Below are 25,500 nucleotides of genomic sequence, written 5' to 3' on the forward strand. Positions count from 1 at the left end.
CTCACCCTCGCCAGAAGCCGCATCACCGATGTGGATGTGGCGGTGGAAGCCACCGAATTTGCCCGCCGCCAAATCCTCGTGCAATCCGGCACCCAAATGCTGACCGAAGCCAATAGTCTGCCCCGAATGGCATTGCAATTGTTGAAAGGCTTAAGTCGCTAATGTAGCCTGGGCCACCGGCCCGGACTACATTCGGTGGACGTTTTCTTTTTTTATCGGTAGGCTTTTCCGCGTATGGGATTTTTTGGTAAATTATTTGGGGGGAACGCTGAAGCGCCGGAATCAGAGTCAACCGGTGGCACGGTGGAACCGGAGATTACGCCGGAGCAATTGCATATGGCTTGCGCGGCGTTGTTGTTGGAGGTAGCGGAGGCGGATTATAAGGATGATCCGGCGGAGACGCAGGCGGTTTTGCGCGCGCTGGAAAGTGAGCTGGGGCTGAAGCGCGCGACGGTGACGGCGCTGCTCGATCAGGCGAAGGCGGAGACGGAGGGGGCCACGGATTTATTTCCGTACACGCATCTCATCAATCAACGCTGCACGCGCGAACAAAAGTGCGCGATGCTGACGGCGATGTGGCGCGTGGCGTTTGCCGATGGGGATTTGGATAAATACGAGGAGCACCTCATCCGCCGCACCACGGAATTGCTGCGGCTGGACCACTCAGATTTCATCCGCGCCAAACAAGCGGGGCGACCGAAGGAGAGGTAGAGCGGTTTCTCCGGAACCGCCGGGGCGCGCTCGGAGAGCGCGCCCTACCCACACCGTGCCAACTCGCACCAACGTTTAATTCCTTTCAGCCAATTTATTTCAGGCCGAATTTTTGTGCGACGAAGTCCACGCCGTCTTTATAATTTTCCGGTATGGGGCCGTGTTTGTAATGCACCACGCATTCCACGCCGGCGGCGCGCATTTTTTCCTGCAGCTTAAGGCCGAAGAGGGCGTGGTGCACCCATGAGTTGGGGCGGGTGCGTTCGGTGACGGGATCTTTGGCCCGCGTGTGGCTGAGAAAAACCGGCGCGTCATCAGCGCTCACGTGATAGTAGGGCGAGCATCGCCTCGCCAAGGCGATCACGTGCGGATGGGTGAGTTCGTCGAGCGACTGGATTGCGAAACAATCTTTGGTGCTCGGATATTCCTTGAGGTTGTTCACGCCGAACCATCCGAACACCACCGTGGCGTCGAGGTTGGTGGGCGCATCGCTGGTGGCGGCACAGGTGAGGCGGGTGGACTGCCGGGCAATGGGATCGTCGCTGGTGGGGTTTGCCAAATCATCGTGCGTAGCCAGCCACAACGCCATCAGCCCGCCCGCGGAATGGCCTCCGGCGGCGACGCGTTGGGGATCAATTTTCCATTCGCTTGCCTTGCTGCGCAGAAATTGAATTGCCCGCGCGCCATCGTGCAGCGGTTGCGGCAACGGCCCGGATTGGGCGAGCCGATAATTACACGAAGCCACCGAAATGCCGCGTGCGTGAAAGGCGCGGATCACATCGGAACGCAGCCCCCACTTGTCGCCCACGCTGAAGCCGCCGCCATGAAAAAAAACATAGAGCGGACGCGGCCCCTCGCCGGGCGCTTGGAAAAAATCCAGCCGATGCCGCGCATCCGTGCCGTAAGCAACATCTGCAAACGTGGCCGAAGGCTCGATGGGCCGCCCCTGCCATTGTTTGCCGAGTATCCCAAGTACGCCCAACTTCTCCGGCCGCCACGGTTTGGGAGTGGAACGGCAACCCGCCGCAAGCACTGCTAATGCAATCGTCGGCAACAACAAACTCCGTTTACGAAAATTCACAGGGCAATTAAGTGCGCCCGTTTGCGGATTGGCAAGCTCAACGGGCAGCGGCCAGGTTCCGCGCATACGCTTCAAACTTCACGCGAATCTCATCGCGCACGCGGCGAAAGGTGGCACGAATTTCTTCCTCGGCACCTTCGGCCTTCGCGGGGTCATCAAAGGGCCAATGATGTTTTGCGGATTGGCCAGGGAAATTGGGGCAAGCCGCATCGGCATTGCCGCACACGGTGATGACGGTGTGCACTTCTTTTTCTAAAAACTGATCCAAATGTTTGGAGGCATGGCCGCTGATGTCGATGCCGATCTCGGCCATCACCTCGATGGCCATCGGGTGAACAAAACCGGCGGGGTGCGATCCCGCGCTGGCCACGGTGGCGGCATCGCCCACGGCGGCGCGCAGGATACCTTCAGCGAGATGGCTGCGGCAGCTGTTGCCGGTGCAAAGGATGAGGATGAGTTTGGTTGAGGGTTGAGGGTTGAGCGTTGAGAGTGGCATTGGCGCGCGAACGATATTCACTCAACCCTCATTACTCAACCCTCAACCCGCGCACGGACGCACCGATGCCGTGTGGGTGTATGGGGGTGGGTGTAGGTGTGGACAGGACCGGTTGAGTTTTTCGGCATCGGGCGGTCCCGCGGCCTCCCTGCGAAAGCTGGCTGGAGCCGCCCAGGTCGTCCCGTGTCGTGCGGGCACAGCCGCTTTCGTGATTTAGGTTATACGCGCGGCGGGTTGCGGATGCACGATTGAGTTATTTTAAACTGCTGGAGGGTTATCCGCAGCTTGACTGGGGTACGGTGAATGGCGGGGGTTTGGGGGATAACCATTTAGGGCCCGGCCCACAAACGCCCCCTACCAAAGAAACGACGCTTGCTCGGCGACTTGCTCGCCGTTTTGCCAGAGGGTGACGCGCCAGGATTCGGGTTGGCCGAATTTTTTGTAACTCACCAAATCGATGAGAATGGGAGTCCACGTGTCGCCGCCTTCGGGCGTGGCGGTTTGCTCAAGGGTGAGCGGGGCGACGCCGGCTTTGGTGCTGCGCAGTTCGAGGCGAACGAGCATTTCCGCGTTGCCGCGCCAGTTGACATTGTAACGCACACCGTGCACGGCCTTGGGATCTTTGCGGAGTTCCAGTTGGTAAAGATCGCGCTCGATAAGGGTAACGCCGACGGTATGGCGGCCGTGCTCATCTAGATAATGCGGCAGCACTTTGATGAGGCCGGGCCCGCGGCTCAGGGAGCCGCACCCGAGCAAAGTGATGGCGATGAGGCCAACAAAAAAAACTGCAATTCCTCGCATGGCGAAACCGTAACGACGCAGGGCTAAAACTCAATGCCACGTTGTTGAGTGGACAGAAAACTTATACCCAACCACACCCGTTTGAGCAGGATAACCAACCGTGGAAGGCCCAGTGCGCCCCCCCTGTTTTTTTTGAAAATTCGGCGATTTTCCGTTGCGTGTTCGCCATTTCGTGGTATGCTTAATAAAGAAGCTGCGTTGGAAAACTACAACTCGGAAACCTTATGCCCATGAATCAAGATTACCCACTTTATAACCGCGCCGACCACACGGCACGCACCGAAGATTTGTTTTTAAACCGCCGCCAATGGCTCACACGCACAAGCGGCGGCTTTGGCGCACTAGCGCTCTCGTGTATGATGGCTGAGCAGGGATTTGCCCAAGATAGCGGCAAAGGTGCGCTGGCTCCCAAACAACCGCCGAACAAGGCCAAAGCCAAGCGCGTGTTGCACGTCTTTTTGCAGGGCGCGGCGCCGCATATGGATTTGTGGGATCCGCGACCGGAGCTGAACAAGAGCGGCGGCATGCAACGCGGCAACCGCAAGCTACTCGCCTCCCCCTTCAAGTTTCCGAAGTTCGGCAAGAGCGGCCTGCAGATGAGCGAAATCTGGCCCAACATCGGCCGACACGCCGATGACATCGCCATCATCCGCTCGCTCTACACCGATGCCCCCGCGCACGGCCCGGCCACTTATATGATGAACACCGGCGAGATGCAGGAAATCCGCCCCGCCGTCGGCAGTTGGGCGCTGTACGGACTCGGCACAGAAAACCAAAACCTACCCGGCTTCATCACCATGAGCCCCGGCAACGCGCCCGACGCGCGCAACTTCACCAACGCCTTTTTACCCGGCGCGTTTCAGGGCACTTTCGTGAATTCCAATAACACGAAAATCGAAGACATCATCAAAAATATTAAGAGCGACTTTGCCAGCCGAAATGATCAGCGCAAGCAACTGGACCTGCTGTTAAAACTCAATGAGATTCACAAACAAAAGCGACAGGCCGAAGGCGCGTTGGAAGCCCGCATCAACACCTTCGAGCTAGCCTACCGCATGCAAACCGATGCCCGCGAAGCCTTTGACATCGCCGGCGAAAAACCCGAGACCCTCGCCAAGTACGGCAACAACGGCCAAGGCCGGCAGCTACTCATCGCGCGGCGTTTGCTCGAGCGCGGTGTGCGCTTCGTTCAGGTAAACCAAGGCGGCTGGGATCTCCACAACGGCATCGCCAATCGCGCCGCACGCAATGCCCAACAGCTCGACCCCGCCGTGGGCGCGTTGATGGATGACCTCAAGGAACGCGGTCTATTTGAGGATACCTTGGTTTATATCTCCAGTGAATTCGGCCGCAGCCCCACCGAAGATGGTGGCGGCGGACGCAGCCACAACGCGCGCGGCATGAGCACCGTACTCGCCGGCGGCGGCATCAAAGGCGGCATCGGCTACGGCTCCACCGATGAACTAGGAGGATCGGCCGTGGAAAACAAAGTCCACGTCAAAGATTTGCACGCCACGATTCTCAATCAACTTGGGTTCGACCACGAAAAGCTTAACTTCCGTAACGGCGGCCGGGATTTCCGGCTCACCCAGCCCACCCGCACGCTGCCGCAAGGGGGCCAAGTTGTGGAAGGCGTGATCGCGTAGCCTATTTTGACCATGCCCGTGCCAATTGCGGGACAGGAAACTAAACGCAATTGAATGCAAATAAATGCGATTGAAGAAAATTTGTGCTATGAAAAATAACCTCACCCGCACACTCAACCCAACCCAACCGGCCGCCTTCATCCCACTGATCGCGGTCGTTTTGATTTGCCTCACCTCCGCCGCATCCGCCCAGCAAATTTCGCCGGCAGATCAGGAATATTTTGAAGCCAAAATCCGGCCCATCCTCGTAGACAACTGCTACAATTGCCACGGCGACGGTGCCACCAAAGGCGGGCTCGACCTTGGAAGCAAAGGCGGCTCACGCGCCGGAGGCAATACTGGTTCGGCCGTCGTGCCGGGGGATCCGGGGAAAAGCATCCTCATCAAGCGCATTAAAAACCTCGCCGACCCGATGCCCCCTTCCAACAAAGACCCCCTCACCGACGCGCAGATTTCCGAACTCGAAAGCTGGATCCGCCGCGGCGCGCCCGATCCACGCACCGGCAAATCCGCCGGCGTCATCAAGACGCAGTCCGACCGGGAAAAAGCAAAAGCCCACTGGGCATTTCATAAAGTAAAAACCCCCACGCCGCCCCTGCCCGAATATGTGTTTAACGGCAAACTTAAAGGCTGGATCCAAAACCCCATCGACGCCTACATCCTCAAATCCCTCGAAGAACAAAATATGGTCCCCTCGCTCCCGGCGGAAAAATGGGCACTCCTACGCCGCGTGTATTTTGACCTCATCGGCCTTCCCCCAAGCTACGAAGACATTCAGCGCTTCACCAGCGGACAGGAAACCTACGAACAAGTCATCGACCGCCTGCTCGCCAGCCCGCAATATGGCGAACGTTGGGGCCGCTATTGGCTGGACGTCGCCCGCTATGCCGACACCACTGGCTCGGACAATCGCCGCGGCAACGTATCCCGCTACATTTACGCCTACACCTATCGCGATTGGGTCATCAACTCAATGAACGAAGACAAGCCATACGACAAATTTCTCATTGAACAAATCGCTGCCGACCAGCAAAAAACCAATCACGGCGACCTCGCCGCTATGGGCTTCCTCACGCTGGGCCGTCGCGACCGCAACAACGAGGAAATCATCGATGATCGCATCGACGTGCTCACCCGCGGCACCCTCGGCCTCGCCGTCTACTGCGCCCGCTGCCATGATCACAAATTTGACCCAGTACCCACTGCCGATTACTACTCACTCTACGGCGTATTCAATAGCTCCCGTGAGCCCGACGACAAGACAAAGCTCAAGGATTACGTGCTGGCAACCGGATCCACCAGCGGTGGCGATGGCACCTACGCAGGTCGCTCCGACGTTGCCGAATATCAATCCAAGCTGAAAACGCTCACCGCCGACCACAAACAATACCGTCTGCAAAAAGAATACGAAAACAACAACAACTCCCGCCAATTCATCGCTTCATATATGTATTGGACTCATATGTATACCAAAAACGATATCCGCGTGCGCGACAAACGCCGAGAATTCGAGAGCACACTCGACAAACTCATGCAAAAAGCCACCGGCGATAAAAAGGCTAAGAGCAAAATCAAGCTCAAGTCGGAAGTCGGCGAAACCTGGCAAAATTATATGCGGCGAAAAAAGGAGGACGACCGCGTGTTTGGCCCGTGGGTCACCTACGGAAACGTATCCACCAACGCCGCCGGACGCTTCATTTCCGCCGAGCTCACCAAAGCCCAAGCCAAGTTACGCCCATTGCTCGCCAAGCCCGATCCGAAAAATAAACGCGCCAAACGCATCAACCCCATCGTGGCAAAATATTTCCCACTCAACAATCCCCCCGCCAATATGGGCGAAGTTATGAAGCGATATGACGCTATGTTTAAACTCGCCGATCAGCAATGGCGGTTTGCCATCCAGCAATTCACTGCCCAACGCGCCCAAAGCAAACCCGGTGAACAGATGGACCCTCCAAAAAGTATGGCCGATGCCCAAAAACGATTCGGCGTGGAATACGACAAACAATTTGGCAAAGATTACGCAATCCAGATGGAGGAAATCCGACGCGTGATTTTCGAGCGAGGGCATCCCTGCAAATCCACCTTCGACGAACTTAAACGCAACGACCGCGGACTCGAAAACGAAGAACGCGATCGCTTCCTATCCAAAATTGAAACACTCAAAATTGACCACCCCGGCTCGCCTCCTTTGGCTATGGTGCTCGTGGATGGCGCCCCACGCAACGAGCGCATTATGATCAAAGGCAACCGCGGACAACGCGGCAAGGAAGTGCCCCGCCAATTTCTGGAAATCCTCTCCGGCGACGATCGCAAACCCTTCCCCAAAAACACCAGTGGCCGCCTCGAACTCGCCAAAGCCATAGCCAGCAAGGAAAATCCACTCACCGCACGCGTGATGGCGAACCGCATTTGGATGCTCCACTTCGGCAAAGGCATCGTCAGCTCCATCAGCGAATTCGGCGTGCGCGCCATGGATCCCTCTCACCCCGAGCTGCTCGATTACCTCGCCTGGTATTTCACCACCCATAACTGGTCCATGAAAACGCTGCACAAGCACATCCTCATGTCCAACACCTACCAGCAAACCAGTGATGACAACCCGCGCTACAGCATCAAGGATCCCAACAACATTTATTACTACAAAATGGACCGCCGCCGGCTGGACTTCGAAGCCTTCCGCGACGGCATGCTTTCCATATCCGGCAAGGCCGACCTCGCCATGGGCGGCAAACCGCTGCGCCTCACCGGCGGCTCCCCCAACTATCGCCGCACCGTCTACGCCCTCATCGACCGCCGCAACCTCGACGAAGTTTTCAAGACCTTCGATTTTGCCAACCCGGACAAAACCGCTGGCCAGCGATTCACTTCCACCGTCGCCCAACAGGCACTCTTCATGATGAACAGCCCGATGGTGGCGGACCTCGCGCATCAACTCGTTAACCGCAAGGAATTCACCTCCATCCAGGATGACCGCGCCCGCATCACTGCGCTCTACAACATGATCTATCAGCGCGCACCCGAACCCATCGAACTCAAACTCGGCGTGCGTTATTTGCAGCAACAAACCGGGGGCGTCACCACCGGGGCAATGAAAAGTACCCCCACTTGGTATAACGGCTACGGTCAAGCCGATCGCTACAATGAGAAAAACAAACTCTACTCCATCAAATTCTTCCAGTTCCCCTTCACCGACGGCAAAGTTTGGAAAGGCAACAGCCCGCAGTTCGGCCCACTCGAGCTCACCGCCACCGGCGGGCATCCCGGTTCACACCCCAATGTAGCCGTCATCCGCCGCTGGGTGGCCCCGACCGACACCATTGTGGATGTCCGAGCCAGGCTTGAACATAAACTCGACGACACCGCCGAAGCCGCCCGCAAAGATAAAATGAACGAAGTCTTGCGCAAGTTTTATGATGACAAAGTGTGGGATGGCATCACCGGCGTCATCGTTCATAGCCGAGTGGCCAACGGCGGTGCCCGCCTCGGCAAAGAATTGTGGCGCAGCGACGTGCGGCGCACCGCACGCGGCACAGATCTCTCCAACCTCACAGTGAAACGCGGCGACACGATCGACTTCATCGTATACAGCGGCAAGGTCATTGACCCCAAAGCGCTCGCCAGCACCAAACGCAATTATGGCTTGGAGAATCCCCAACAGGATCAGTTCACTTGGAACCCCACCGTGAGCATCAAAAAAGAAATCGCCGACGCCATAAACAATAAAGCCGGCTCACTCCAAATCACTTCCTGGCAAGCCTCCAGCGAATTTCTCGGATCCACCTATAAACCCAAGCCCCTCAACGCCTGGGAAAAATACGTCCAAGTCCTCCTCCTCTCCAACGAGATCGCCTTCGTGGATTAAGTTGGATAGCGACGCGCTGTGCGCGTCCACAGGCGGACGAAGCTACGAATTCACCCCGCCACCGGCGGCAGGGCTTTCTGTTTTTGTGCGCGGATTTCTTTTTGTTCCTCCAACACGCAAAGCAATTCTGCTTCCGGCAAATTAGGTTGGGCGGTCAATCGCGTCAGCTCGGCCAAACGCCGGTCGAGATACCGCGCACGCAGGCGGCTTACCAAATCCGCCAATTGGGTTGCGGGATTTGGGATGGGATCATCTGCGGCTAAGGCGCCGGTGAGCAGGCGCGCGTTGGCTTCGTCCAGCTCAGGCACCAATGCGCCGGCGTTCATTCCCAGCGCAGGCGCACGTTCAAGGATGTGCCGCACGCCCACGTGCTCCACCCATTCGGGGTTCAACTGCGCCGCCACCCATTCGCCATATACCGCACCTTCCGCTTCGTGAAAAGCCAGGCGCAACAGCCATTCCTCCTTTCGCGAGGGAGGTTCAGTGGAAATCACCGCCGGGGAAACTTCCTCCTCCCGAGGACGATTCACGCGCTCCTTCGGCAACCGCGCAAACTCCGCGTGCACCGCCTCGGCGGACGCGCCCACGGCCAACGCGGTTTGTTGCACCACGCGATCAAGCAGCACGGCGTCGTGCGTTTTTCGCACCGCCTCGCCCATCGCTCGGATGACCGCCTGCCGGCCACGATCGCTGCCGGTGTCATTTTCGGTGACCAGATATTGCAGGTAAAAATCAAAAAATCCCGGTGCCGCTTCCATTAATGCGCGGAACGCGTCCGCGCCCTTTTCGCGGATGAAACTATCCGGATCATGCGGCGCAGGGACAGTCATCACCCGAATCGCCAGCTCGCTATCGAGCAAGCCGTCGAGCGACCGCACGGCGGCGGTTTGGCCGGCGGTGTCGGAATCAAAACACAAAATCACTTCATTGGCATAACGCTTAAGCACGCGCGCGTGGTCCGCGGTGAGCGCGGTGCCTTGCGGCGCCACCACATTTTCAATGCCAGCCATATGGCACGCGATGGTGTCGAGCTGGCCTTCGCAGATGAGTACGCTCTCGGCGGCAATAATCGGGCGGCGCGCTTTGTCCAAACCATAAATCACTTTGCTTTTGTGAAAAATCGGGGTTTCGGGCGAGTTCACATATTTTGCGCCCTTCACATCCGCCTCCAATACGCGCCCGCTGAAACCAATCACACGGCTTTGTTCATCGCGAATAGGAAACATCAGCCGCGCACGGAAGCGACCGTATTGCCGGCCGTCCTTGCTCGCCACCAAACCGGCCTGCTCCATCACGCGCGGCTCGTGCTGTTGCGCTTTGGCCCAGTTCACCGTGTCCTCCCAATCGCCCGGCGCGAAGCCGAGCCGAAAGGCTTCCACCGCTTCGGCGCTCACGCCGCGCGCCTGTAAATAATCGCGTGCCGGTTGTCCGGCGGCGTCATTGAGCAACACATTGTGCCAGCGTTTGGCGAGTTGTTCGTGCACTTTTAAGAGCGCATCTTTTTCGCGCCGCTTCTCACCCGCCCGCGGGTCATCCTCCAGTTCCAGCGGAATGCCCGCCCGCTCGGCCAGCCGTTTTACTGCATCCACAAACCCAATGTGCTCATATTCCTGAATGAACTTAAACACGTCACCGCCCGCATGACAGCCGAAGCAATGATAAATTTGCCGCTGCGGATTGACGTTGAAGCTGGGACTGTTTTCTTTGTGAAAGGGGCAGAGCGCCACGTGATTGCCGCCCGCGCGCTTGAGGGGAAAATAGCCACCGATAATTTCGACGATATCGCTGGCGGCGCGCACCTGTTCGAGGGTGTTATCAGGAATCAACCGGGCCATAGCGCCAATCAGGGCATTAGGGATTGGCTGCCAGCCACTCACGAATCACCGGCGCCTGTGCGTGGGTCGGCTTCAGCACCAGCACGCGGCGATAATGTGTCCGGGCGAGATCGGCGCGCTGAAGTGTTTGCGAATACAGATTGGCCAGCTCGAGGTGCCCTGGCGTGTACGTTGGATACATCTTGAGCAGGTTTTCATATTCGCCCGCGGAATCCAAAGGATACTTCGCCCGATCCAATGCCCGGGCAAATCCGTAGCGGGCGTTCATCGAAAGCGGGTTCAGCGAGAGCGCAATTTCATAAACCGGCAACGCGGCCTTCACATCGCCGCTGCTCATAATTGCCAATGCAAGATTTTGATGCGCCTGTTGATAGCTCGGATCCAGCTTCAACGCCTCACGATAAGCGGCCCGGGCATCCTCCAACTGGTTCTGCCGATGAGCCTGATAAGCTTGATTAAATTTTTCGCGCGCCTGTTCGCGATCCCCTCCCGAGGGCCGTTTGGGTTTTTGATAAGTATACCGATCAATACCCGGCACATTGGGCAACTTCACCTCTGCCACGGTAGGGTTCGAGGCAACAGGTGGCGTGGGCGGCTGCGGCTTGGGAGGATCCACTTTGGCCACTTGCACCGGCTTGGGTGGCTTAGGCGGTTGAGGTGGATCTGGAATTACCGGCTGAGGTTTGGGGACGGGCGGTGCCACGACGGAAACGTTGGTCGCAGTCACAGTGACCGGCGGCGGAGCCACGCGGCGGGGCGGCACAGCATTGGTCGTCACCACATGGCCGAATTTACCACCATGTGGAAATACCGCCTGCACTACGAACGTCGCGTCATTCGTGTTCACCTGCACCGGAGGTTCATAGCCCGCCACGGTGTTGGTGGGCGAATTAGCCGCCACGGCCACAGGATTCAATTCGCGATCCAAGTCCGCCACAATGCGCTGCACCGCCTGCGGGCCTTTGGGATTCATCTCCAAATATTTTCGATATGCCGCCAGCGCCTGTACGCGTGGCTGCGAAACATTGGGCAGCGCGTGCCGATGCATCACAATGGCGAGATTCAACTGCGCGGCGGAATAGTTCGGCTGTTTTTGCAACGCGGCGCGGAAGCTGTCCAAGGCTTTCATCGGCTGCTCACGCGCGAGCTGCACCACGCCCAAACGATTCAGTGTGCGGGCAGAATCCGGCTGGAGCGCCAAGGCGCGGCCGAGTTCCAATTCCGCTTCATCCAGCCGCCCGTCTCGCCGGCACGCCTCGGCCAGCCAATAGTGGGCAGCGGGATTGGATTCCAGTTGCGCGTAGGTGCTGAGATGCTGCCGCGCGTAGGTTGGTTGGCCGGCATCCATGTACAAACGCCCCATGTTAAAATATAAGACATGCGATCCCTCGCGCTTGCCGAGCATCCGATCCTGCCCCATGAGCTTGATGGCGTGCTGATACGCTTTGCCCGCGTCGACGTGCTTGCCGCCGCGGTGCAGCGCGAGGCCGAGATGATTCCACGTCCGCCAATCCTCCGGCAAAAGTCGCGTGGCTTTTTCAAAAGCCGCGGCCGCTTGTTGCGGCCGGTTGCCGTCGAGGTGTTCGCGGCCTTCGAGCATCGCGCGCGCGCCGGGAGGCGTACAGCCGACACCGAACCATAAGCTGGCCAGCAGCAGCATGATCCCAGCCCATTTTTGTCTCGTTCCCATAGAAATTTTCGTTAGCCTTGCGGCTGAGCATGTTCGCAAATACACAGGATTTGGCAAAGGTGCGTTATTCACGGGCTGGTCGCATCTTGTTCACTTTAATGTTAGGGATCGGCATAACGCTTTCCGCGCACTCTGCAGAGACCAAAAAATCCCGTGTCATCCGCGTGCGCGACGCGGAGTCCACTCGTTTTCTCACCCCAAATCCCACCCGCGTACGGGCAATGCTGGATCGCGCCCTGCTAAAGTTAACTGCCCAACCCAACGCGCGCGCGGCTTGGCGCACGTTGGTGATCCCCGCCGATATCATCGGCCTCAAGGTGGATGCCCAACACGGACCGATGGCCGGCACGCGTCCGGCGGTGGTGGAGGCGGTGGCACGCAGCCTAATGGACGCCGACATTCCTGCGCGGCAAATTGTAATTTGGGATCGCTCGCTGGAAGAATTGAAAAAGGCCGGCTACGAGAGCCTAGCTAAATCTCTCGGCGTGCGCTTGGCCGGCGCACGCGATGCGGGCTACGAATCGCATCCCAATTTTGATGTCACCCTCACCCACCCGTTGCAGCCGGGCGACCGGCATTTTGGCAAACCCGAAAATGCACAACAGGAACGGCTTTCGCATTTATCCAAACTACTCACGCGCGAACTCACGTGCATCATCAATCTGCATCCGCTCATCGCCCATCCGGTCACCGGCTCGCGGGGTCATCTCGATGCGCTTGGACTTGATAGCGCGGATAACACCGCACGGTTTGGCAAGTCACCCCATCACCTTCGATTGGCCGTGCCTAATTTTTATTTGATGGCCGCGCACTCACTCACACTGCCACCCGCGCGCATCATTGCCGAACTAAAACCGAATGGCAGTAGCCGGGCCCTGTTGCTGCAACCCACTTCCGGTAAAGAATTTTTCTATTTCCACAAAACCAGTGACGAAGCCCTTCCTTTGACACGCGCTTTGGGCGATGCCCTCAAGGCGGCCACCGCCAAAGACAACACCGAAGCGCACGCCGTGTTGGTGCTGGACGAAGCCACCGCGTGGCGCCAACACCTCCTGCCCCACGGCGGCACCGTGCTGGGCGCGCATCAGCTGCGTTCCGATCGCGCATTGCCCGCACCTCGCGTGCGGCTGTGCATCACCGACGCGCTTTTGTGCCAGTTTCATTTGGCTGACACCCGCCGCACGGACTATGCCACCACGCTGAATGAATTGTGGCTGAGCGCCGATCCCGTGGCACTGGATTTGATGGCTGCCGAACGCATTGTGAAACTGCGGCGGTTTGTGAAACTCCCCACCCGCGCCGAGGCAAATGAAATGCGCCGCGCCGCCGGACGGATGGGGATGGGCGTGACGCGGCTTGAGGATGTGGAAATTATTGATCTCCCCGCGCGGCGGAAATGAAATCGCGAATGAGCGACAGCTCTTCCTCGCCTGCGATGGTGTGTTCCTTGGGAAATTCTTTGGCCTCGATTTGCATCCCTCCGTCCTGTCTCAAAATATTCAACTGGCCCTTCACTTTTTCCGCTGGGATGAGCGGGTCAAACGTACCCAGCGTGAAAAGAATTTTCTGCTCCTTCGCCACCGGCGAAAGTTCCGTGATCGCCTGTTCCGGTTCGTGAATGTAGCCACTCACCCCCACGAAACCGGCCAGCCGATGCGGATAACGCATCGCCACTTCCATCGTCATCAAACAACCCTGGCTGAATCCGAATTGAAAAGTTTGGTCGGTGGGAAAGCCCGCTTCGCGCTGGGCATCGAGCAATTCAAACAATGCCGCCCGACTGCGCTCCACCCCCGGCCCGGGGTTTTCATAAATGTCGTACCACGAAAATCCGCCGGAATAATCATCCGGCGCATTCACCAACAAATAATTCAGCCATGGCAACCCTATCGCATCCGGCAGCCAACGATAGCCCTCCAAGCTGTCGCCCAAGCCGTGCAACACCACCATCAACGATTTGGAATCCGCCTCGGCGGCTGGAATGAGTTCGTGCGTAAGCATCCCTATCCATGCCCCAGCCAGCCGCCCACGCAAAGCTCAAAACCACCCGCTTGACAGATGCATATAATCAAGGCATCTTCATATGCATGAGAACGACACTCAATATTGACGATGCCCTGTTGGAGCAAGCGCGTGACTACACGGGTGTGCAGGAGAAAACCGCGCTAGTAAGGCTGGGGCTTGAGGCGCTGGTGCAGCGGGAGGCCGCCCGGCGGTTGGCGGCCTTGGGCGGTTCCATGCCCAACCTGAAGGTGTCGCCGCGCCGGCGATCCGCGTAATGATCCTCGCGGACACATCGGTGTGGGTGCAGCATTTGCGGGTGGGTATTCCGGCATTCGAGGTGGCATTGGAGGAAGGAGAAATCTGCTGTCACGAGATTGTGCTGGGCGAATTGGGCGCGGGCAATCTTGCGCGGCGGCGGCAGTCCTTGGAACTGCTTGTGACGTTGCCCCGTGTAAGGGCGGTTTCCTTTAATGAATGTTGGAGGTTTCTCGAAAACCAAAAGCTATTTGGCATTGGGATTGGGTGGAACGACATCCAGTTGCTTGCCGCCGCGCGTGTAGCTCGGGAAACATTTTGGACATTCGACAAACGACTGGATGAGGCGGCGCGCAAAATGAAGGTGTCCCGCGTTTAGAGGCTTCTCATAAAACGGAGTGCGCGCCGGACTCGCAGGTTATTCATTCCAATTTCCACAATGCGGCCGGTGGAATAATTGGCGCACGCCTAATTACATCCTTGGGATGGTGATGCCTTTTTGGCCTTGGTATTTGCCGCCGCGGTCGGCGTAGCTGGTTTCGCAGATCTCTTCGGCTTCGAAAAAGAGCACTTGGGCGAGGCCTTCGTTGGCGTAAATTTTTGCGGGCAGTGGGGTGGTGTTGGAAATTTCCAGAGTCACGTGGCCTTCCCATTCGGGCTCGAAGGGGGTCACGTTGACGATGATGCCGCAACGGGCGTAGGTGCTTTTGCCGAGGCACACGGTGAGCACGTGGCGCGGGATGCGAAAGTATTCCACGCTGCGCGCGAGGGCAAAGGTGTTGGGCGGCACGATGCATTCATCGGCCTTAATGTTGACAAACGATTTATCATCAAAGCCTTTGGGATCGACGATGGTGCTGAAGACGTTGGTGAATACTTTAAATTCGTCGGACACGCGGAGGTCGTAGCCGTAGCTGGAAACACCGTAGCTGATCACGCGGCTGCCGTCTTCGGCGGCACGGACTTGATCGCCGGCAAAGGGCTCGATCATTCCTTTTTCCTGCGCCATTTGGCGGATCCATCGGTCGGAGTGTATTCCCATATTCTAAACGTGCTTGAATTGAAAAACGGCCCCCGTTGTTTCGGGGGCCGTTAAGTTAGGGGCGGCGGCGGTCCCGCAAGACCGCCGCCGCGGTGTTCTCCACCTACCAACTTAAAGAGGTCTTTTGATATTCGGTGACGCGGGTTTCAAAAAAGTTTTTCTCTTTCGCGAGGTCAATCGTTTCGGACATCCACGGGAAGGGATTGGCGTCGCCGTACTTGGCGGTGAGGCCGATGCGCTCGAGGCGGCGGTCGGCGATGTGCTGCACGTACTCGCGGAACATTCCGGCGTTGAGGCCAAGAATGCCGCGCGGCAGGCAGTCCTGTGCGTAGGCGATTTCCAACTCCACGGCTTCCTCGATGAGGCTGTCGATTTCCTTTTGGAATTCCGGCGTCCACGCCTCGGGGTTCTCGGCTTTGATGCCGTTGATGAGGTCGAGCCCGAAGTTCATGTGGATGGTTTCATCGCGCATGATGTATTGGAACTGCTCGCCAATGCCGGTCATGCGGTTGCCGCGATGGAAGGACAGGATCATCACAAATCCGGAGTAGAAAAAGATGCCTTCCATGATGACGTAAAACCCGATGAGGTTCCTGAGGAACGTTTGGATGCCTTCGGTGGTGTCAGTGTTGAAACCGTCCTCCATAATTTCGCGGGTGAGGCGCATCTCAAAGTTGTCCTTGTCGCTGATGGACGCCACTTCGTGATACATGTTGAACACCTCGCGCTCGTCGAGATTCAGCGATTCGCAAATGTAATGAAACGTGTGCGTGTGGATCGCTTCCTCAAAAGCCTGTCGCAGCAGATACTGGCGGCACTCGGGATTGGTGACGTGCTTGAAAATCGCGAGCACAATGTTGTTGCCCACGAGGCTCTCGGCCGTGCTGAAGAAACCAAGGTTGCGCATAATCACGCGGCGCTCGTCGGCGCTGAGCTTGTTGGATTTCCACAGCTCAATGTCCTTTTGCATCGGCACTTCGTCGGGCATCCAATGGTTTTTGCAGCCATTGAGGTAATGTTCCCAAGCCCATTCGTATTTGATGGGCATCAGCTGGTTCACGTCCACGGCCTGGCAGTTGATGAGCCGTTTGTCCTTGGCGTTGATGCGTTTGGTGAGGTCGTGTGCCTCGGCGGGTTGGTCACTTACATTACAACAAGACATAGATTTCCTTTGGTTGAGTTTTGGTTTTTGTAAATTACTGACAGGCCTCGCACTCGGGATCGAGGATGCTGCAGGTGGGGGCGACCACTGCGCTGGATTCCGATTTGCTTTTCATCCACTCCGGCTGCACGCCGTAGCTGTTGATGTTCACTGTCGATTTTTCAATTTGCGTCGCCCCGAGTGTGCGCAGGTAGTAAGTTGTTTTCAGGCCGGCTTCCCACGCGAAGAAATACATATCGCTCAATACCCGGCCGGTCTTGCCGCCCTCGGGTACTTGTCGGAGGTCGAAGTACAGGTTCAGCGATTGGCCCATATCGATCCACTTTTGGCGCCGCGCCGCGCAGGCGATCAGCCATTTGGAATCAATCTCGAATGAGGTGCGGAAAACATCCTTCATATCATCTGGGATGCGATCAATCTTCAGCACCGAGCCATCGTAATACTTGAGGTCCTCCACCATTTGCGCGTCCCACAAGCCACGCTCCTTCAGTTGTTCCACGAGGTAATCATTCACCACCGTAAACTCGCCGGAGAGGTTCGCCTTCGCGTACATATTTTTGTAAGTCGGCTCGATGGATTGGCTGACACCGATGATATTCGCGATGGTGGCCGTGGGGGCGATGGCCATCGTGTTGCTGTTGCGCACGCCGTGTTTCGCGATCGATTCGCGCACGGGCGTCCAGTCCATTTGCGCGCTGCGATCCACCGTGAGGCTGCCGCCGCGCTCTTGCGCGAGCAATTCAATCGTGTCGATGGGCAGCAACCCGCGGGACCATTTGGAGCCTTCATACGTTTCGTACGGGCCGCGCTCGGCCGCCAGTTCGCTGGACGTGAGGATGGCGTAGTAGGAAATCATTTCCATGCTGCGATCGGCAAAGGCCACTGCCGCCTCGCTGGAGTACGGAATGCGCAGCTTATAAAGCGCATCCTGAAACGCCATCACGCCCATGCCCACGGGGCGATGGCGCATATTCGCCGTGCGCGCCTCGGGTGTGGGGTAGTAGTTGATGTCGATCACGTTATCCAGCATCCGGATGGCCGTGCGCACGGTGCTGGCGATGAGTTCCTCATTGAGTTCGCCGTCCTTGATGTGCGCGGTGAGATTTACCGAGCCCAGATTGCACACGGCTGTTTCCTCGGCACTGGTGTTGAGCAAAATTTCCGTGCACAAATTTGAGCTGTGCACCACGCCCATATGATCCTGCGGCGAGCGCACATTGGAGGGATCCTTAAAGGTAATCCACGGATGCCCCGTTTCGAAAAGGCTCATCAGCATTTTGCGCCAAAGATTCTCGGCCTGCACGGTTTTGAAATGCTTGATCTCGCCGGCCGCAGCCATCGCTTCGTATTCTTCGTAGCGTTTCTCAAATGCCGCGCCGTACAGATCGTGCAAATCCGCCACGTCGCTCGGGCTGAAAAGCGTCCACTCGCCGCCCGCCTTCACGCGTTTCATAAACAAATCCGGGATCCAGTTGGCGGTGTTCATATCTGGAGTGCGCCGGCGTTCGTCGCCGGTATTCTTGCGCAGGTCCATGAAATCCTCGATGTCCAAGTGCCACGTCTCGAGGTACGCGCACATCGCGCCCTTGCGTTTGCCGCCTTGGTTCACGGCCACGGCGGTGTCGTTGGCGACTTTCAAAAACGGAATCACGCCCTGACTTTCGCCGTTGGTGCCTTTGATGTGCGAACCGGTGGCGCGGATATTCGTCCAGTCATTGCCCAAACCGCCGGCCCATTTAGACAAGCGCGCATCGTCGGCCACCAGTTTGAAAATGCTTTCGAGATCGTCATCCACCGTGCTGAGGTAGCAGGAGGAAAGTTGCGGGTGCAACGTACCCGCGTTGAACAACGTGGGCGTGGAGGACATAAAGCGGAAGGAACTCAACGCGTGATAAAACTCAATCGCGCGCTCCTCGCGGTTGGCTTCGTTCATCGCCAGCCCCATCGAGACGCGCATATAAAAATACTGCGGCGTTTCAATCCGCGTGCCGCCGATGTGAATGAGGTAACGATCGTAAATCGTCTGGATGCCCATATAAGCAAACTGCTGATCGCGCTCCAGCTTGAAGGCCTCCGCCAGCTTGGCGTGGTCGTACTGCAGCAAATCCGGCGACAACCGCCCGGCGTCCACGCCTTGGCGGAGGTAATCGGGGAAATGATCGCGGTGCAATTGCGGCAACTCCACCGGCGAATCAAACTTCGGCAGCACTTCCTCGTAAATTTGGTTCAGCAACAAACGCGCGGCCACGTAGGTGTACGCCGGCTCTTTTTCGATTCGCGACTTGGCGGACATCACCAGCGCTTTGTCGATCTCCACCGTGTGTACGCCGTCGTACAGGTTGCGCATCGTCTCATCGAAAAGATCGTTGGCTTGGCATTTGTCTTCCACCCCACGGCACGCGCCGAAGATGTCGCGCTTTAACCGGCTGGGATCGAGCACTTCCTGTTCGCCGTCGGGCAACGTCACGAACAATTGTTCCTGCGTCTGACCGTCCACCGTGCGGTCGCCCCGAATGGCGCGCGCCTTGCGGCGTTCCTCGCGATAAACAATGTAGCGCTTGGCCGCGCCGTGGAAGCCGCCGGACATCAGCTTTTCTTCCACCACATCCTGAATCCGCTCAATCTCCAGCGACTCGTCATTGGACAAATAAACTAGGCAACGCTCCACGACTTCGTGCGTGAGCAACTGCGCATCCGCCTGCATCGATTCCGGCGCGGGCTCGTCCTGTTCCAAACCGGCGTCCGCCTTCAACGCCGCTTCGAGGGCTAAATAAATTCTCGTTTCATCAAACTCAATGATACGTCCATCGCGCTTGCACACTTGGAGTTGTTTGCCTTCGAGGGGGTCCAAAGTAGCCATCCGCAATTGGCCGTCGAGCTGCTCATTAATCATACTTAGTTTATTCCTATCAATCGTTCAGCGGCCGCCACGCCGCGTTGCATCTTGGGTCGGCAAACTGAGTTTCACCGGCCCGGGGTAGGTTGGGTTAAACCGCCCCAACTGCCCTGGCAAGGCAGCCGCCCGCACACTCGCGCAGGACTTGTCGTTCAAGCCGATCCAGCCCCCAAATCCGCCCACCCCGCCGCAACGGCGCTTCGCAGGCTAAATTGGGTCGAAAAACCATCATTTTACCGAAATAATCAGCAGGTTATTCACAGAAGACTCACATACTGTTATGAAGTTATTTACTGGCATATCCACAAGCTGTTGTGTGACCTCGCGATCAACTGCGCGATATATTGGGGTATCCCCAAAATTAGTCAACACATAAAATGACAAATTGTGGATAACCGAAGCCCGTTTTTTAGACAAATGCTCAAATGCCTCGGTATAGGCTCATTTGGGGGCCAAAAGAAATAATTCACAGTTCACTATTCACACCTCTTTCGGGGTGTGCGAGGTGAGTTTGGTGAATACCTGCGCCCCAAGCCGGTGAGACCGTGCAATTCAGTGTGAAAAAGCCCGAAAATGAGCGCGATTTATTGGCAAATGTGCCAAGCAATTTCGCTACTCCCCGCGGAGCCAGTCGACAATGCGTTCCATTTGACGAAGTGTGAGTTTTTTGTCTTTGCCAAAGGCGGGCATACGGTCGTTCTTTTTGCCGTAAAACCGTTCATGCGCAGGATCATTTACGATACCGAGCATCCATTCGCGCGAGCCGTAGCCGGTCAAGTCCGGTGCCGAATAATCATCCGCATTCCAACCGCCCAACGCGTGGCAATCGGTGCAGCCGATTTCGTCAAACAACTCGCGACCCTTTTGAATGGCTTCGTGATCCGCCAAATCCATTTTCGATTGCGAAGCCAACGTCGCTTCGGCGGAGATGGCTTTGATGAGCAAATCCATATCCGCGCGCAAATCTTTGTCGTCATCGATGCCATCGAATTCGTCGTTCAGGAAATCCTGCATCTTACTTTTCTGGGCGTGCGCGGTGTGGCCGAAAAACTTGTCGGATCCAAACCGCTCGGGGTGCAGTAGTTCCGTCAAGTACTCGCGACTGCCAAACCCTTTGAGATCCGGCGCGCTCGGTTTTTCGACTGGATTGCCGAGGCCATTGTTGCCGCCATACGTGTGGCAGCTGGCGCAGTGTTGGGCAAACAGTTTCGGCCCCTGCAACAACGCCAGCGCGCCTTCGGGTGGAATGCCGTTCTCGGCCAGTTCTTTCACGATGGCTGCTTCGCGCGCGGCTTGTTCTTTGGAAGCAATGTAAGTGGGATTGTTGCGGTCGGAATTCACTGCCATGTAAGTGAGGATGCCGGCGAAGGCGAGGATGCCAAAAAGCAGGCCCACATTGAAACGGTGGCCGCGCTCGGATTTGCCGATGATGGGCATCAGGAAAATCAAGGTCATCGCTATGCCGGGCAGCACGACCGCGCCGAGCACTTCCCAATGGCCGGGAAAATATTTCAGGAACTGGAAGAGGAACAGGAAATACCAATCCGGCCGCGCTGGATATGCGGAGGAAGGATCGGCGGGGGCATCGAGGTGCGCGCCGTTGAAGGCAAAGTACAGCACAAGAATGGTGACGAGCACGGCAAGGCAGGCGACAGCATCTTTGAGGACTTGCTCGGGCCAGAAATATTCGTCGGCTTTTTTGATCGGTTTTTTGGGAGTCAAACCGTGTCGGCGGAACAAATAAATGTGGCCAACCGTCAGCCCAATGACACTCAGGGGCAAAATGCCCGCGTGCAGCGCGAAGAAGCGCGTGAGCGTGTGATGCCCGTAATCCGCGCCGCCGAGGACGAGTTGCTTGAGCGTTTCGCCAATGAGCGGCGTGCTGCCTAAAATATCCGTGGCGACTTTGGTGGCCCAATAGCCTTTTTGATCCCACGGCAAAAGATAGCCGGTGAGCGACAGCGCGAGCACGAGTTGCAGCAGAATAATCCCGAACCAAAAATTGATTTCGCGCGGCGCTTTGTATGCGCCGTCGATGACCACTTGCATCAAGTGCAGCACCAGCAGCACGGTCATCACCTGTGCCGTCCAGTGATGCAGCCCGCGCAGGAAGTGCCCGCCGGTCATGTGCTCCTGAATATAGTAGACGCTTTCCCACGAAGTTTGGCCGCTGGCGCTGTAGCCCATCCACAGGAAAATGCCGGTGATGAACTGAATCATCAGCGTGAACGTCAGCGTGCTGCCCCACACGTAACGCCAGCGCGAACCGCCCGGCACGGTTTCAAACAGCGCCTCGCGGATGTGATCTTTAATGCCGGTACGATTATCCAGCCAATCGTAAAGTTGCTTCAAGCGCTGCATCATGAAATGGCGATCTTATCCTTTGAGTTGGCCTTGAAGCGCTGGAATTTTACCCACACTTCGCTGGTGTTGCGCAGCTCCACGTCCAGCGTGTCCATCCCGCGCGGACTCACGCCATTTTTCAATTTGCCATCCAGTGCGAAATTACTGTCGTGACACGGGCAGAAAAAATCCGACTCCTCTTTGCGGTAATCCACAAAACAACCGAGGTGCGGGCAAACCGTGTTAAACGCGGTGACCTCATCTTTTTCATTTTTCAGCAAATAAACCGCGCCCACCGGCACATCTTTATAGCGCGTCCACTTGTCCGATTTATCGGCCACGATGGCGAACTTCATTGGCACGCCGGTTTCCAAACCGCCTAAATCTCCCAGCCGAATCATCGCCCCGCCCTCGGCCGCCTCTTTATCCATTAGCGGACTGAGCGCCACGCGTACGCCAGCCGCCATCGGCACTGCGCCGATGGCCGCACCGATCACGCAGGACGCGCCTTTAATAAACTGCCGACGATCCGGTTGCTCTTCTTCGGAATGTGAATCGTTTTCGCCTGTCATAATATCCTCGGGAAATGCTCAGTCAATGGACGCGAACCCTCCCGCAAAATTCAGTTCCCAATACACCAAGCCCGCGAGTTCTTCAAGCTTGGCGGTTTTGAAGTGCATTTTTCGCGCGTATCCCCTAACGTACCCGCGTGCTGGCACTCAGCCTTTTTCCCGGCGACTCGGCCTTGATGTTGTTCCTGCTCGTGGTGGGCGCATTCACCTTGCTCGGCCTGCAAACCGATGGCTTACGTATGGGGATGCTGTTTGTCGGCACGCTGTTGGCGCTGATCTTCGCGCCGATGCTCGCAGGCGTTTTAGGAAAATTCATTAATCTCCCCGAGCATCCGCTTTGGTGGGAATTGGGCGCGGGCAAAATCTGGGCCTTCTTTATTCTGATGACCGCCGTACTCGCCGCCACCCAACCGCTGCATCGCAAACTGCAACATCACATCAAACACAAACTCGAAACCAATCGCCTCGCCGAATGGGATCGCGTGAACTCCATCGCCGGCATTTCGCTCGGCGGCATTCTCGGCGTGCTCTATCTAATGCTATTGGCCGGCATCATCACACCGCTCGGCTACGCCGCCAACCAAGTACGCCCCAACGAATCCGCCGCGGCCGATGAGCCGATGGGCTATCGCCTGGCCGCGCGTTTGCATCGCGATTTTCGCACGCTTGGCCTCGACAAATCCGCGCGCCTTTTCGATCCCGCCAGCGACCGCTTTTATGATGCGGCCGATATCACCGGTTTGCTTTATCATAATTTGCGCGGAAAAAATTTGCGGCCCTTTCGCACGCGGCTCGTGGCCTATCCCGCCTTGGTGGAAGCCGTACACACGCAGCATCTCTTCCATCTTTTGCACCTCAGCAGCACCAACACGTTTCTATTGGCCGACCTGCAAAATCAGGCATCTCCCTCCCGCCTGTTGCAACACGCGCACGTGCGCGACGCCCTGACCAATGAGGACCTGCGCAAAAAACTCGCCCAAGTGGACACCCGCGATTTGTACGATTATCTTCGCACCGGCAAATCCACCTTGTATGACCCCGCCACATTGCGCGCCCAAAAACTCCCCGTGCTGCTCGGCGGCTGGGAGCTCGATGTGCCCGCCACACAACAGCAATTTGAATCGATTTATGGGGAGATGGATGACCGCGAAAAAGAAAAACTGCGCGCCTACCTTGATGCTCTCAGCCAATTTTTGTTGCTCAGTTTTTCAGAAAAGAATTTTTATTTGGACGGCCAGCATTTTGCGTACAAAGCCTTGGGCGCGAAACCGCCCCCGAACCGCACCGTCAACGGCCTCTTACCCCGCCCCGAATCGCCCGGTGCTTTTGCACAGCGCTCCGTGCGAATCCTGCTGGCCGGCCCGTGGCAGGCGAAGGGGGATATTTTCATCACACAATTCCACTGGCCTCACGCGCAGCCGCCCATCCAGTGTGCAGTGGAGATTCAGGAATTTTCAAACCGACTGCGCGTCACGCTGAAGGATTTCAATAACGAAGCGTACATCTTCCGCCGCACCGACAGCGCGGAATAATAAGCCCTCCTAACCATCCAACGCCACGAGCTGATGCGTCAGGCAATCAGTTAGCGCCAGCATCGGCTCACTGCCGGTGGGTAAATTTTCCACAGCCGCCTTGGCGTTGGCGATATAACCGGCCACCACTTCGCGGCATTCGGTGGGGATGCCGGCATTCATCAACCGTTCGCGGATGGCTTCCGCCTGCGCCTCGCCGTCCTTGAGCATCGCGAGCCAGGCTTTGCGCCCGGCGTCATCTGCGCGATCCAGTGCCAGCAACACCGGCAACGTCGCCTTGCCAGTGGCGAGATCCGTGCCCAACGTTTTGCCGGCGATGGCTTCGGCGCCGAAGACGTCCACGCAATCATCATAAATTTGATACGCCGTGCCGAGTTGATCGCCGTACTCGCGCAAGGCCGCTTCGGTGTCGGCGTCTGCCGCAGATAACCGCGCGCCCAACGCGCAGGCGAGCGCAAACAGCTCGGCGGTTTTCATCCCGACCAATTCAAAATACTCCGCCTGTTGCAATTGGAAATTGCCGCGTTGGAGGGTTTGGCGAATCTCGCCGGTGCACACCGCTTTGGCCGCGCGCGCCACGAGGCCGCACACCGATTGCGTGGGCATGTTGGCCGCCAATTGCAGCGCCTCGGCAAAAAGACAATCGCCCGCGAGCACCGAAACTTTGTTGCCCCAGTTGGCGGCGAGCGTGGGGCGGCTGCGCCGCACTTCCGCGCCGTCCACCACATCATCGTGCACCAGCGTAGCGAGGTGAATCATCTCAATAATCACCGCCGCCCGTGCGTGCTCGGCATTGAGCCCGCCCGCGGCACGCCCACTCAAAGCCACCAATAACGGCCGCAGTTGCTTGCCTCGACTGCCCAGCGCGTATTGCACAAAGGTGGCGATTTGCGGATCAAACACCTCCACCTCCGCCTGCAGTTGACCCGTCACCTCATCGAGAAATGGCTGCACCGGTTCGCACAAAGCCTGCCAATCCGGCGGCGGCGCGTTGGTTTTTTCGGCGATCATCTTTGGGAAAACATACCGCGAGAGGGCTCAAACGTCGAGGGAATGATCAGTCAATGGAGAAACCAAGATGCTGCCAACCATCAACCCTTAACTCCTCCCATCTTCAGCACTCTTTTAAATTCCGCCGCGCTCACTGGCGACACCGACAAACGGCTTTGCTTCAACAGCCCCATTCCGGCAAGCTTGGGTTCGGCTTTGATTTGGGCCAGCGTCACCGGTGTGGGGAGTGCTTGGTCCGGTTTCAAATCCACCACGCTCCAATCGCCTTTCGTGGCGGTGGGATCGGGGTACGCCTCGCGCGTTACCTTGGCTACACCCACCACCGCCTTTTCGCTCACGCTGTGGTAAAATAAAACCAGATCGCCCTTGCGCATTGCGCGCAGGTTGTTGCGGGCCTGGTAATTGCGCACGCCATCCCAAAGGGTTCCTTTGTCTTTCACAAACTGCGCCCACGGATATTTTTCCGGTTCTTGTTTTACAAGCCAATGATTCACGTGGGGAATAGTGAGGTGGGGGCAGGGAGGAGTCACGCAAACACTACTCACCACTCACTTCTCA

Annotated in this window: 21 protein-coding genes; 8 read left to right on the plus strand and 13 right to left on the minus strand. The window is 57.3% G+C overall.

The window, feature by feature from the left end:
- Both H8E27_05765 and H8E27_05770 read left to right on the plus strand, forming a co-directional pair.
- A partial coding sequence (locus tag H8E27_05765; protein MBC8325114.1) for a flagellin occupies positions 1 to 162 on the plus strand: 162 nt, incomplete at its 5' end.
- A 72-nt stretch (positions 163 to 234) separates the two neighbouring features.
- Positions 235 to 711 carry a TerB family tellurite resistance protein gene (locus H8E27_05770; GenBank protein MBC8325115.1) on the plus strand — a complete coding sequence of 159 codons (477 nt, stop codon included), beginning with the start codon at positions 235 to 237 and terminating at the stop codon, positions 709 to 711.
- A gap of 94 nt (positions 712 to 805) precedes the next feature.
- Here H8E27_05770 and H8E27_05775 read toward each other — a convergent pair whose 3' ends face one another.
- The 3 genes from H8E27_05775 to H8E27_05785 form a co-directional block, all read right to left on the minus strand.
- Complete coding sequence (locus tag H8E27_05775; protein ID MBC8325116.1) at positions 806 to 1,792, minus strand: alpha/beta hydrolase; 987 nt, start codon at positions 1,790 to 1,792, stop codon at positions 806 to 808.
- A 37-nt stretch (positions 1,793 to 1,829) separates the two neighbouring features.
- Positions 1,830 to 2,288: an arsenate reductase ArsC gene (locus H8E27_05780; protein ID MBC8325117.1), complete on the minus strand. Its 459-nt coding sequence runs from the start codon at positions 2,286 to 2,288 to the stop codon at positions 1,830 to 1,832.
- A gap of 354 nt (positions 2,289 to 2,642) precedes the next feature.
- Positions 2,643 to 3,089 (minus strand): hypothetical protein, encoded by a 447-nt coding sequence (locus H8E27_05785; GenBank protein ID MBC8325118.1) that lies wholly within the window; start codon positions 3,087 to 3,089, stop codon positions 2,643 to 2,645.
- 230 nt (positions 3,090 to 3,319) lie between these two features.
- On the opposite strand from H8E27_05785, the gene H8E27_05790 reads away from it, so the two are divergent.
- Both H8E27_05790 and H8E27_05795 read left to right on the plus strand, forming a co-directional pair.
- The gene (locus tag H8E27_05790) at positions 3,320 to 4,735 is read left to right on the plus strand and encodes a DUF1501 domain-containing protein (protein MBC8325119.1); all 1,416 of its coding nucleotides are present in this window, start codon (positions 3,320 to 3,322) and stop codon (positions 4,733 to 4,735) included.
- An 88-nt stretch (positions 4,736 to 4,823) separates the two neighbouring features.
- Entirely contained in the window at positions 4,824 to 8,600 is a 3,777-nt protein-coding gene (locus tag H8E27_05795) for a PSD1 domain-containing protein (GenBank protein MBC8325120.1), read from the plus strand.
- A 50-nt stretch (positions 8,601 to 8,650) separates the two neighbouring features.
- Here the strand turns inward: H8E27_05795 and dnaG are convergent, their stop codons facing one another.
- Positions 8,651 to 10,435 carry a DNA primase gene (dnaG, locus tag H8E27_05800; protein MBC8325121.1) on the minus strand — a complete coding sequence of 595 codons (1,785 nt, stop codon included), beginning with the start codon at positions 10,433 to 10,435 and terminating at the stop codon, positions 8,651 to 8,653.
- Between the two features lie 16 nt (positions 10,436 to 10,451).
- Positions 10,452 to 12,125: a tetratricopeptide repeat protein gene (locus H8E27_05805; protein ID MBC8325122.1), complete on the minus strand. Its 1,674-nt coding sequence runs from the start codon at positions 12,123 to 12,125 to the stop codon at positions 10,452 to 10,454.
- A gap of 98 nt (positions 12,126 to 12,223) precedes the next feature.
- Here H8E27_05805 and H8E27_05810 point away from each other — a divergent pair, with 98 nt between their 5' ends.
- Entirely contained in the window at positions 12,224 to 13,525 is a 1,302-nt protein-coding gene (locus H8E27_05810) for a hypothetical protein (GenBank protein MBC8325123.1), read from the plus strand.
- Here H8E27_05810 and H8E27_05815 read toward each other — a convergent pair.
- Positions 13,497 to 14,126, minus strand: a complete 630-nt coding sequence (locus H8E27_05815) for a serine esterase (GenBank protein ID MBC8325124.1) — start codon at positions 14,124 to 14,126, stop codon at positions 13,497 to 13,499. The genes H8E27_05810 and H8E27_05815 overlap by 29 nt on opposite strands.
- Before the next feature lie 86 nt (positions 14,127 to 14,212).
- On the opposite strand from H8E27_05815, the gene H8E27_05820 reads away from it, so the two are divergent.
- Together H8E27_05820 and H8E27_05825 are read left to right on the plus strand one after the other, a co-directional pair.
- Positions 14,213 to 14,404, plus strand: a complete 192-nt coding sequence (locus H8E27_05820; GenBank protein MBC8325125.1) for a type II toxin-antitoxin system VapB family antitoxin — start codon at positions 14,213 to 14,215, stop codon at positions 14,402 to 14,404.
- Positions 14,404 to 14,763 (plus strand): type II toxin-antitoxin system VapC family toxin, encoded by a 360-nt coding sequence (locus H8E27_05825; GenBank protein ID MBC8325126.1) that lies wholly within the window; start codon positions 14,404 to 14,406, stop codon positions 14,761 to 14,763. Before H8E27_05820 ends, H8E27_05825 begins: the two co-directional genes overlap by 1 nt.
- A gap of 93 nt (positions 14,764 to 14,856) precedes the next feature.
- Here H8E27_05825 and H8E27_05830 read toward each other — a convergent pair whose 3' ends face one another.
- From H8E27_05830 to H8E27_05850, 5 genes are all read right to left on the minus strand, one after another.
- Positions 14,857 to 15,426 (minus strand): dCTP deaminase, encoded by a 570-nt coding sequence (locus tag H8E27_05830; protein MBC8325127.1) that lies wholly within the window; start codon positions 15,424 to 15,426, stop codon positions 14,857 to 14,859.
- Between the two features lie 103 nt (positions 15,427 to 15,529).
- A complete protein-coding gene (locus H8E27_05835; GenBank protein MBC8325128.1) occupies positions 15,530 to 16,588 on the minus strand; it encodes a ribonucleotide-diphosphate reductase subunit beta in 1,059 nt (352 codons plus the stop codon).
- Positions 16,589 to 16,622: 34 nt separating this feature from the next.
- Complete coding sequence (locus H8E27_05840) at positions 16,623 to 19,448, minus strand: ribonucleoside-diphosphate reductase subunit alpha (protein ID MBC8325129.1); 2,826 nt, start codon at positions 19,446 to 19,448, stop codon at positions 16,623 to 16,625.
- A 648-nt stretch (positions 19,449 to 20,096) separates the two neighbouring features.
- On the minus strand, positions 20,097 to 21,836 hold the full coding sequence (locus tag H8E27_05845; GenBank protein ID MBC8325130.1) for a cytochrome b N-terminal domain-containing protein: 1,740 nt from the start codon (positions 21,834 to 21,836) through the stop codon (positions 20,097 to 20,099).
- Positions 21,837 to 21,844: 8 nt separating this feature from the next.
- Positions 21,845 to 22,399: a Rieske 2Fe-2S domain-containing protein gene (locus H8E27_05850; protein ID MBC8325131.1), complete on the minus strand. Its 555-nt coding sequence runs from the start codon at positions 22,397 to 22,399 to the stop codon at positions 21,845 to 21,847.
- 137 nt (positions 22,400 to 22,536) lie between these two features.
- On the opposite strand from H8E27_05850, the gene H8E27_05855 reads away from it, so the two are divergent.
- Positions 22,537 to 23,931 carry a CvpA family protein gene (locus H8E27_05855; protein MBC8325132.1) on the plus strand — a complete coding sequence of 465 codons (1,395 nt, stop codon included), beginning with the start codon at positions 22,537 to 22,539 and terminating at the stop codon, positions 23,929 to 23,931.
- Positions 23,932 to 23,940: 9 nt separating this feature from the next.
- Here the strand turns inward: H8E27_05855 and H8E27_05860 are convergent, their stop codons facing one another.
- Entirely contained in the window at positions 23,941 to 24,942 is a 1,002-nt protein-coding gene (locus H8E27_05860; protein MBC8325133.1) for a polyprenyl synthetase family protein, read from the minus strand.
- Positions 24,943 to 25,022: 80 nt separating this feature from the next.
- Positions 25,023 to 25,436 carry an EVE domain-containing protein gene (locus H8E27_05865; GenBank protein MBC8325134.1) on the minus strand — a complete coding sequence of 138 codons (414 nt, stop codon included), beginning with the start codon at positions 25,434 to 25,436 and terminating at the stop codon, positions 25,023 to 25,025.
- Positions 25,437 to 25,500 lie beyond the last annotated feature (64 nt).

This window comes from Limisphaerales bacterium (genome assembly GCA_014382585.1).
Classification (GTDB): domain Bacteria; phylum Verrucomicrobiota; class Verrucomicrobiia; order Limisphaerales; family UBA1100; genus JACNJL01.

Excerpts from the sequence above, each read along its gene's own strand:
- H8E27_05770 (MBC8325115.1), top strand. The coding sequence starts at position 235 with ATGGGATTTTTTGGTAAATTATTTGGGGGGAACGCTGAAGCGCCGGAA.
- H8E27_05780 (MBC8325117.1), bottom strand. The coding sequence starts at position 2,288 with ATGCCACTCTCAACGCTCAACCCTCAACCCTCAACCAAACTCATCCTC.
- H8E27_05785 (MBC8325118.1), bottom strand. The coding sequence starts at position 3,089 with ATGCGAGGAATTGCAGTTTTTTTTGTTGGCCTCATCGCCATCACTTTG.
- H8E27_05790 (MBC8325119.1), top strand. The coding sequence starts at position 3,320 with ATGAATCAAGATTACCCACTTTATAACCGCGCCGACCACACGGCACGC.
- H8E27_05795 (MBC8325120.1), top strand. The coding sequence starts at position 4,824 with ATGAAAAATAACCTCACCCGCACACTCAACCCAACCCAACCGGCCGCC.
- dnaG (MBC8325121.1), bottom strand. The coding sequence starts at position 10,435 with ATGGCCCGGTTGATTCCTGATAACACCCTCGAACAGGTGCGCGCCGCC.
- H8E27_05805 (MBC8325122.1), bottom strand. The coding sequence starts at position 12,125 with ATGGGAACGAGACAAAAATGGGCTGGGATCATGCTGCTGCTGGCCAGC.
- H8E27_05810 (MBC8325123.1), top strand. The coding sequence starts at position 12,224 with ATGTTAGGGATCGGCATAACGCTTTCCGCGCACTCTGCAGAGACCAAA.
- H8E27_05815 (MBC8325124.1), bottom strand. The coding sequence starts at position 14,126 with ATGCTTACGCACGAACTCATTCCAGCCGCCGAGGCGGATTCCAAATCG.
- H8E27_05820 (MBC8325125.1), top strand. The coding sequence starts at position 14,213 with ATGAGAACGACACTCAATATTGACGATGCCCTGTTGGAGCAAGCGCGT.
- H8E27_05825 (MBC8325126.1), top strand. The coding sequence starts at position 14,404 with ATGATCCTCGCGGACACATCGGTGTGGGTGCAGCATTTGCGGGTGGGT.
- H8E27_05830 (MBC8325127.1), bottom strand. The coding sequence starts at position 15,426 with ATGGGAATACACTCCGACCGATGGATCCGCCAAATGGCGCAGGAAAAA.
- H8E27_05835 (MBC8325128.1), bottom strand. The coding sequence starts at position 16,588 with ATGTCTTGTTGTAATGTAAGTGACCAACCCGCCGAGGCACACGACCTC.
- H8E27_05840 (MBC8325129.1), bottom strand. The coding sequence starts at position 19,448 with ATGGCTACTTTGGACCCCCTCGAAGGCAAACAACTCCAAGTGTGCAAG.
- H8E27_05850 (MBC8325131.1), bottom strand. The coding sequence starts at position 22,399 with ATGACAGGCGAAAACGATTCACATTCCGAAGAAGAGCAACCGGATCGT.
- H8E27_05860 (MBC8325133.1), bottom strand. The coding sequence starts at position 24,942 with ATGATCGCCGAAAAAACCAACGCGCCGCCGCCGGATTGGCAGGCTTTG.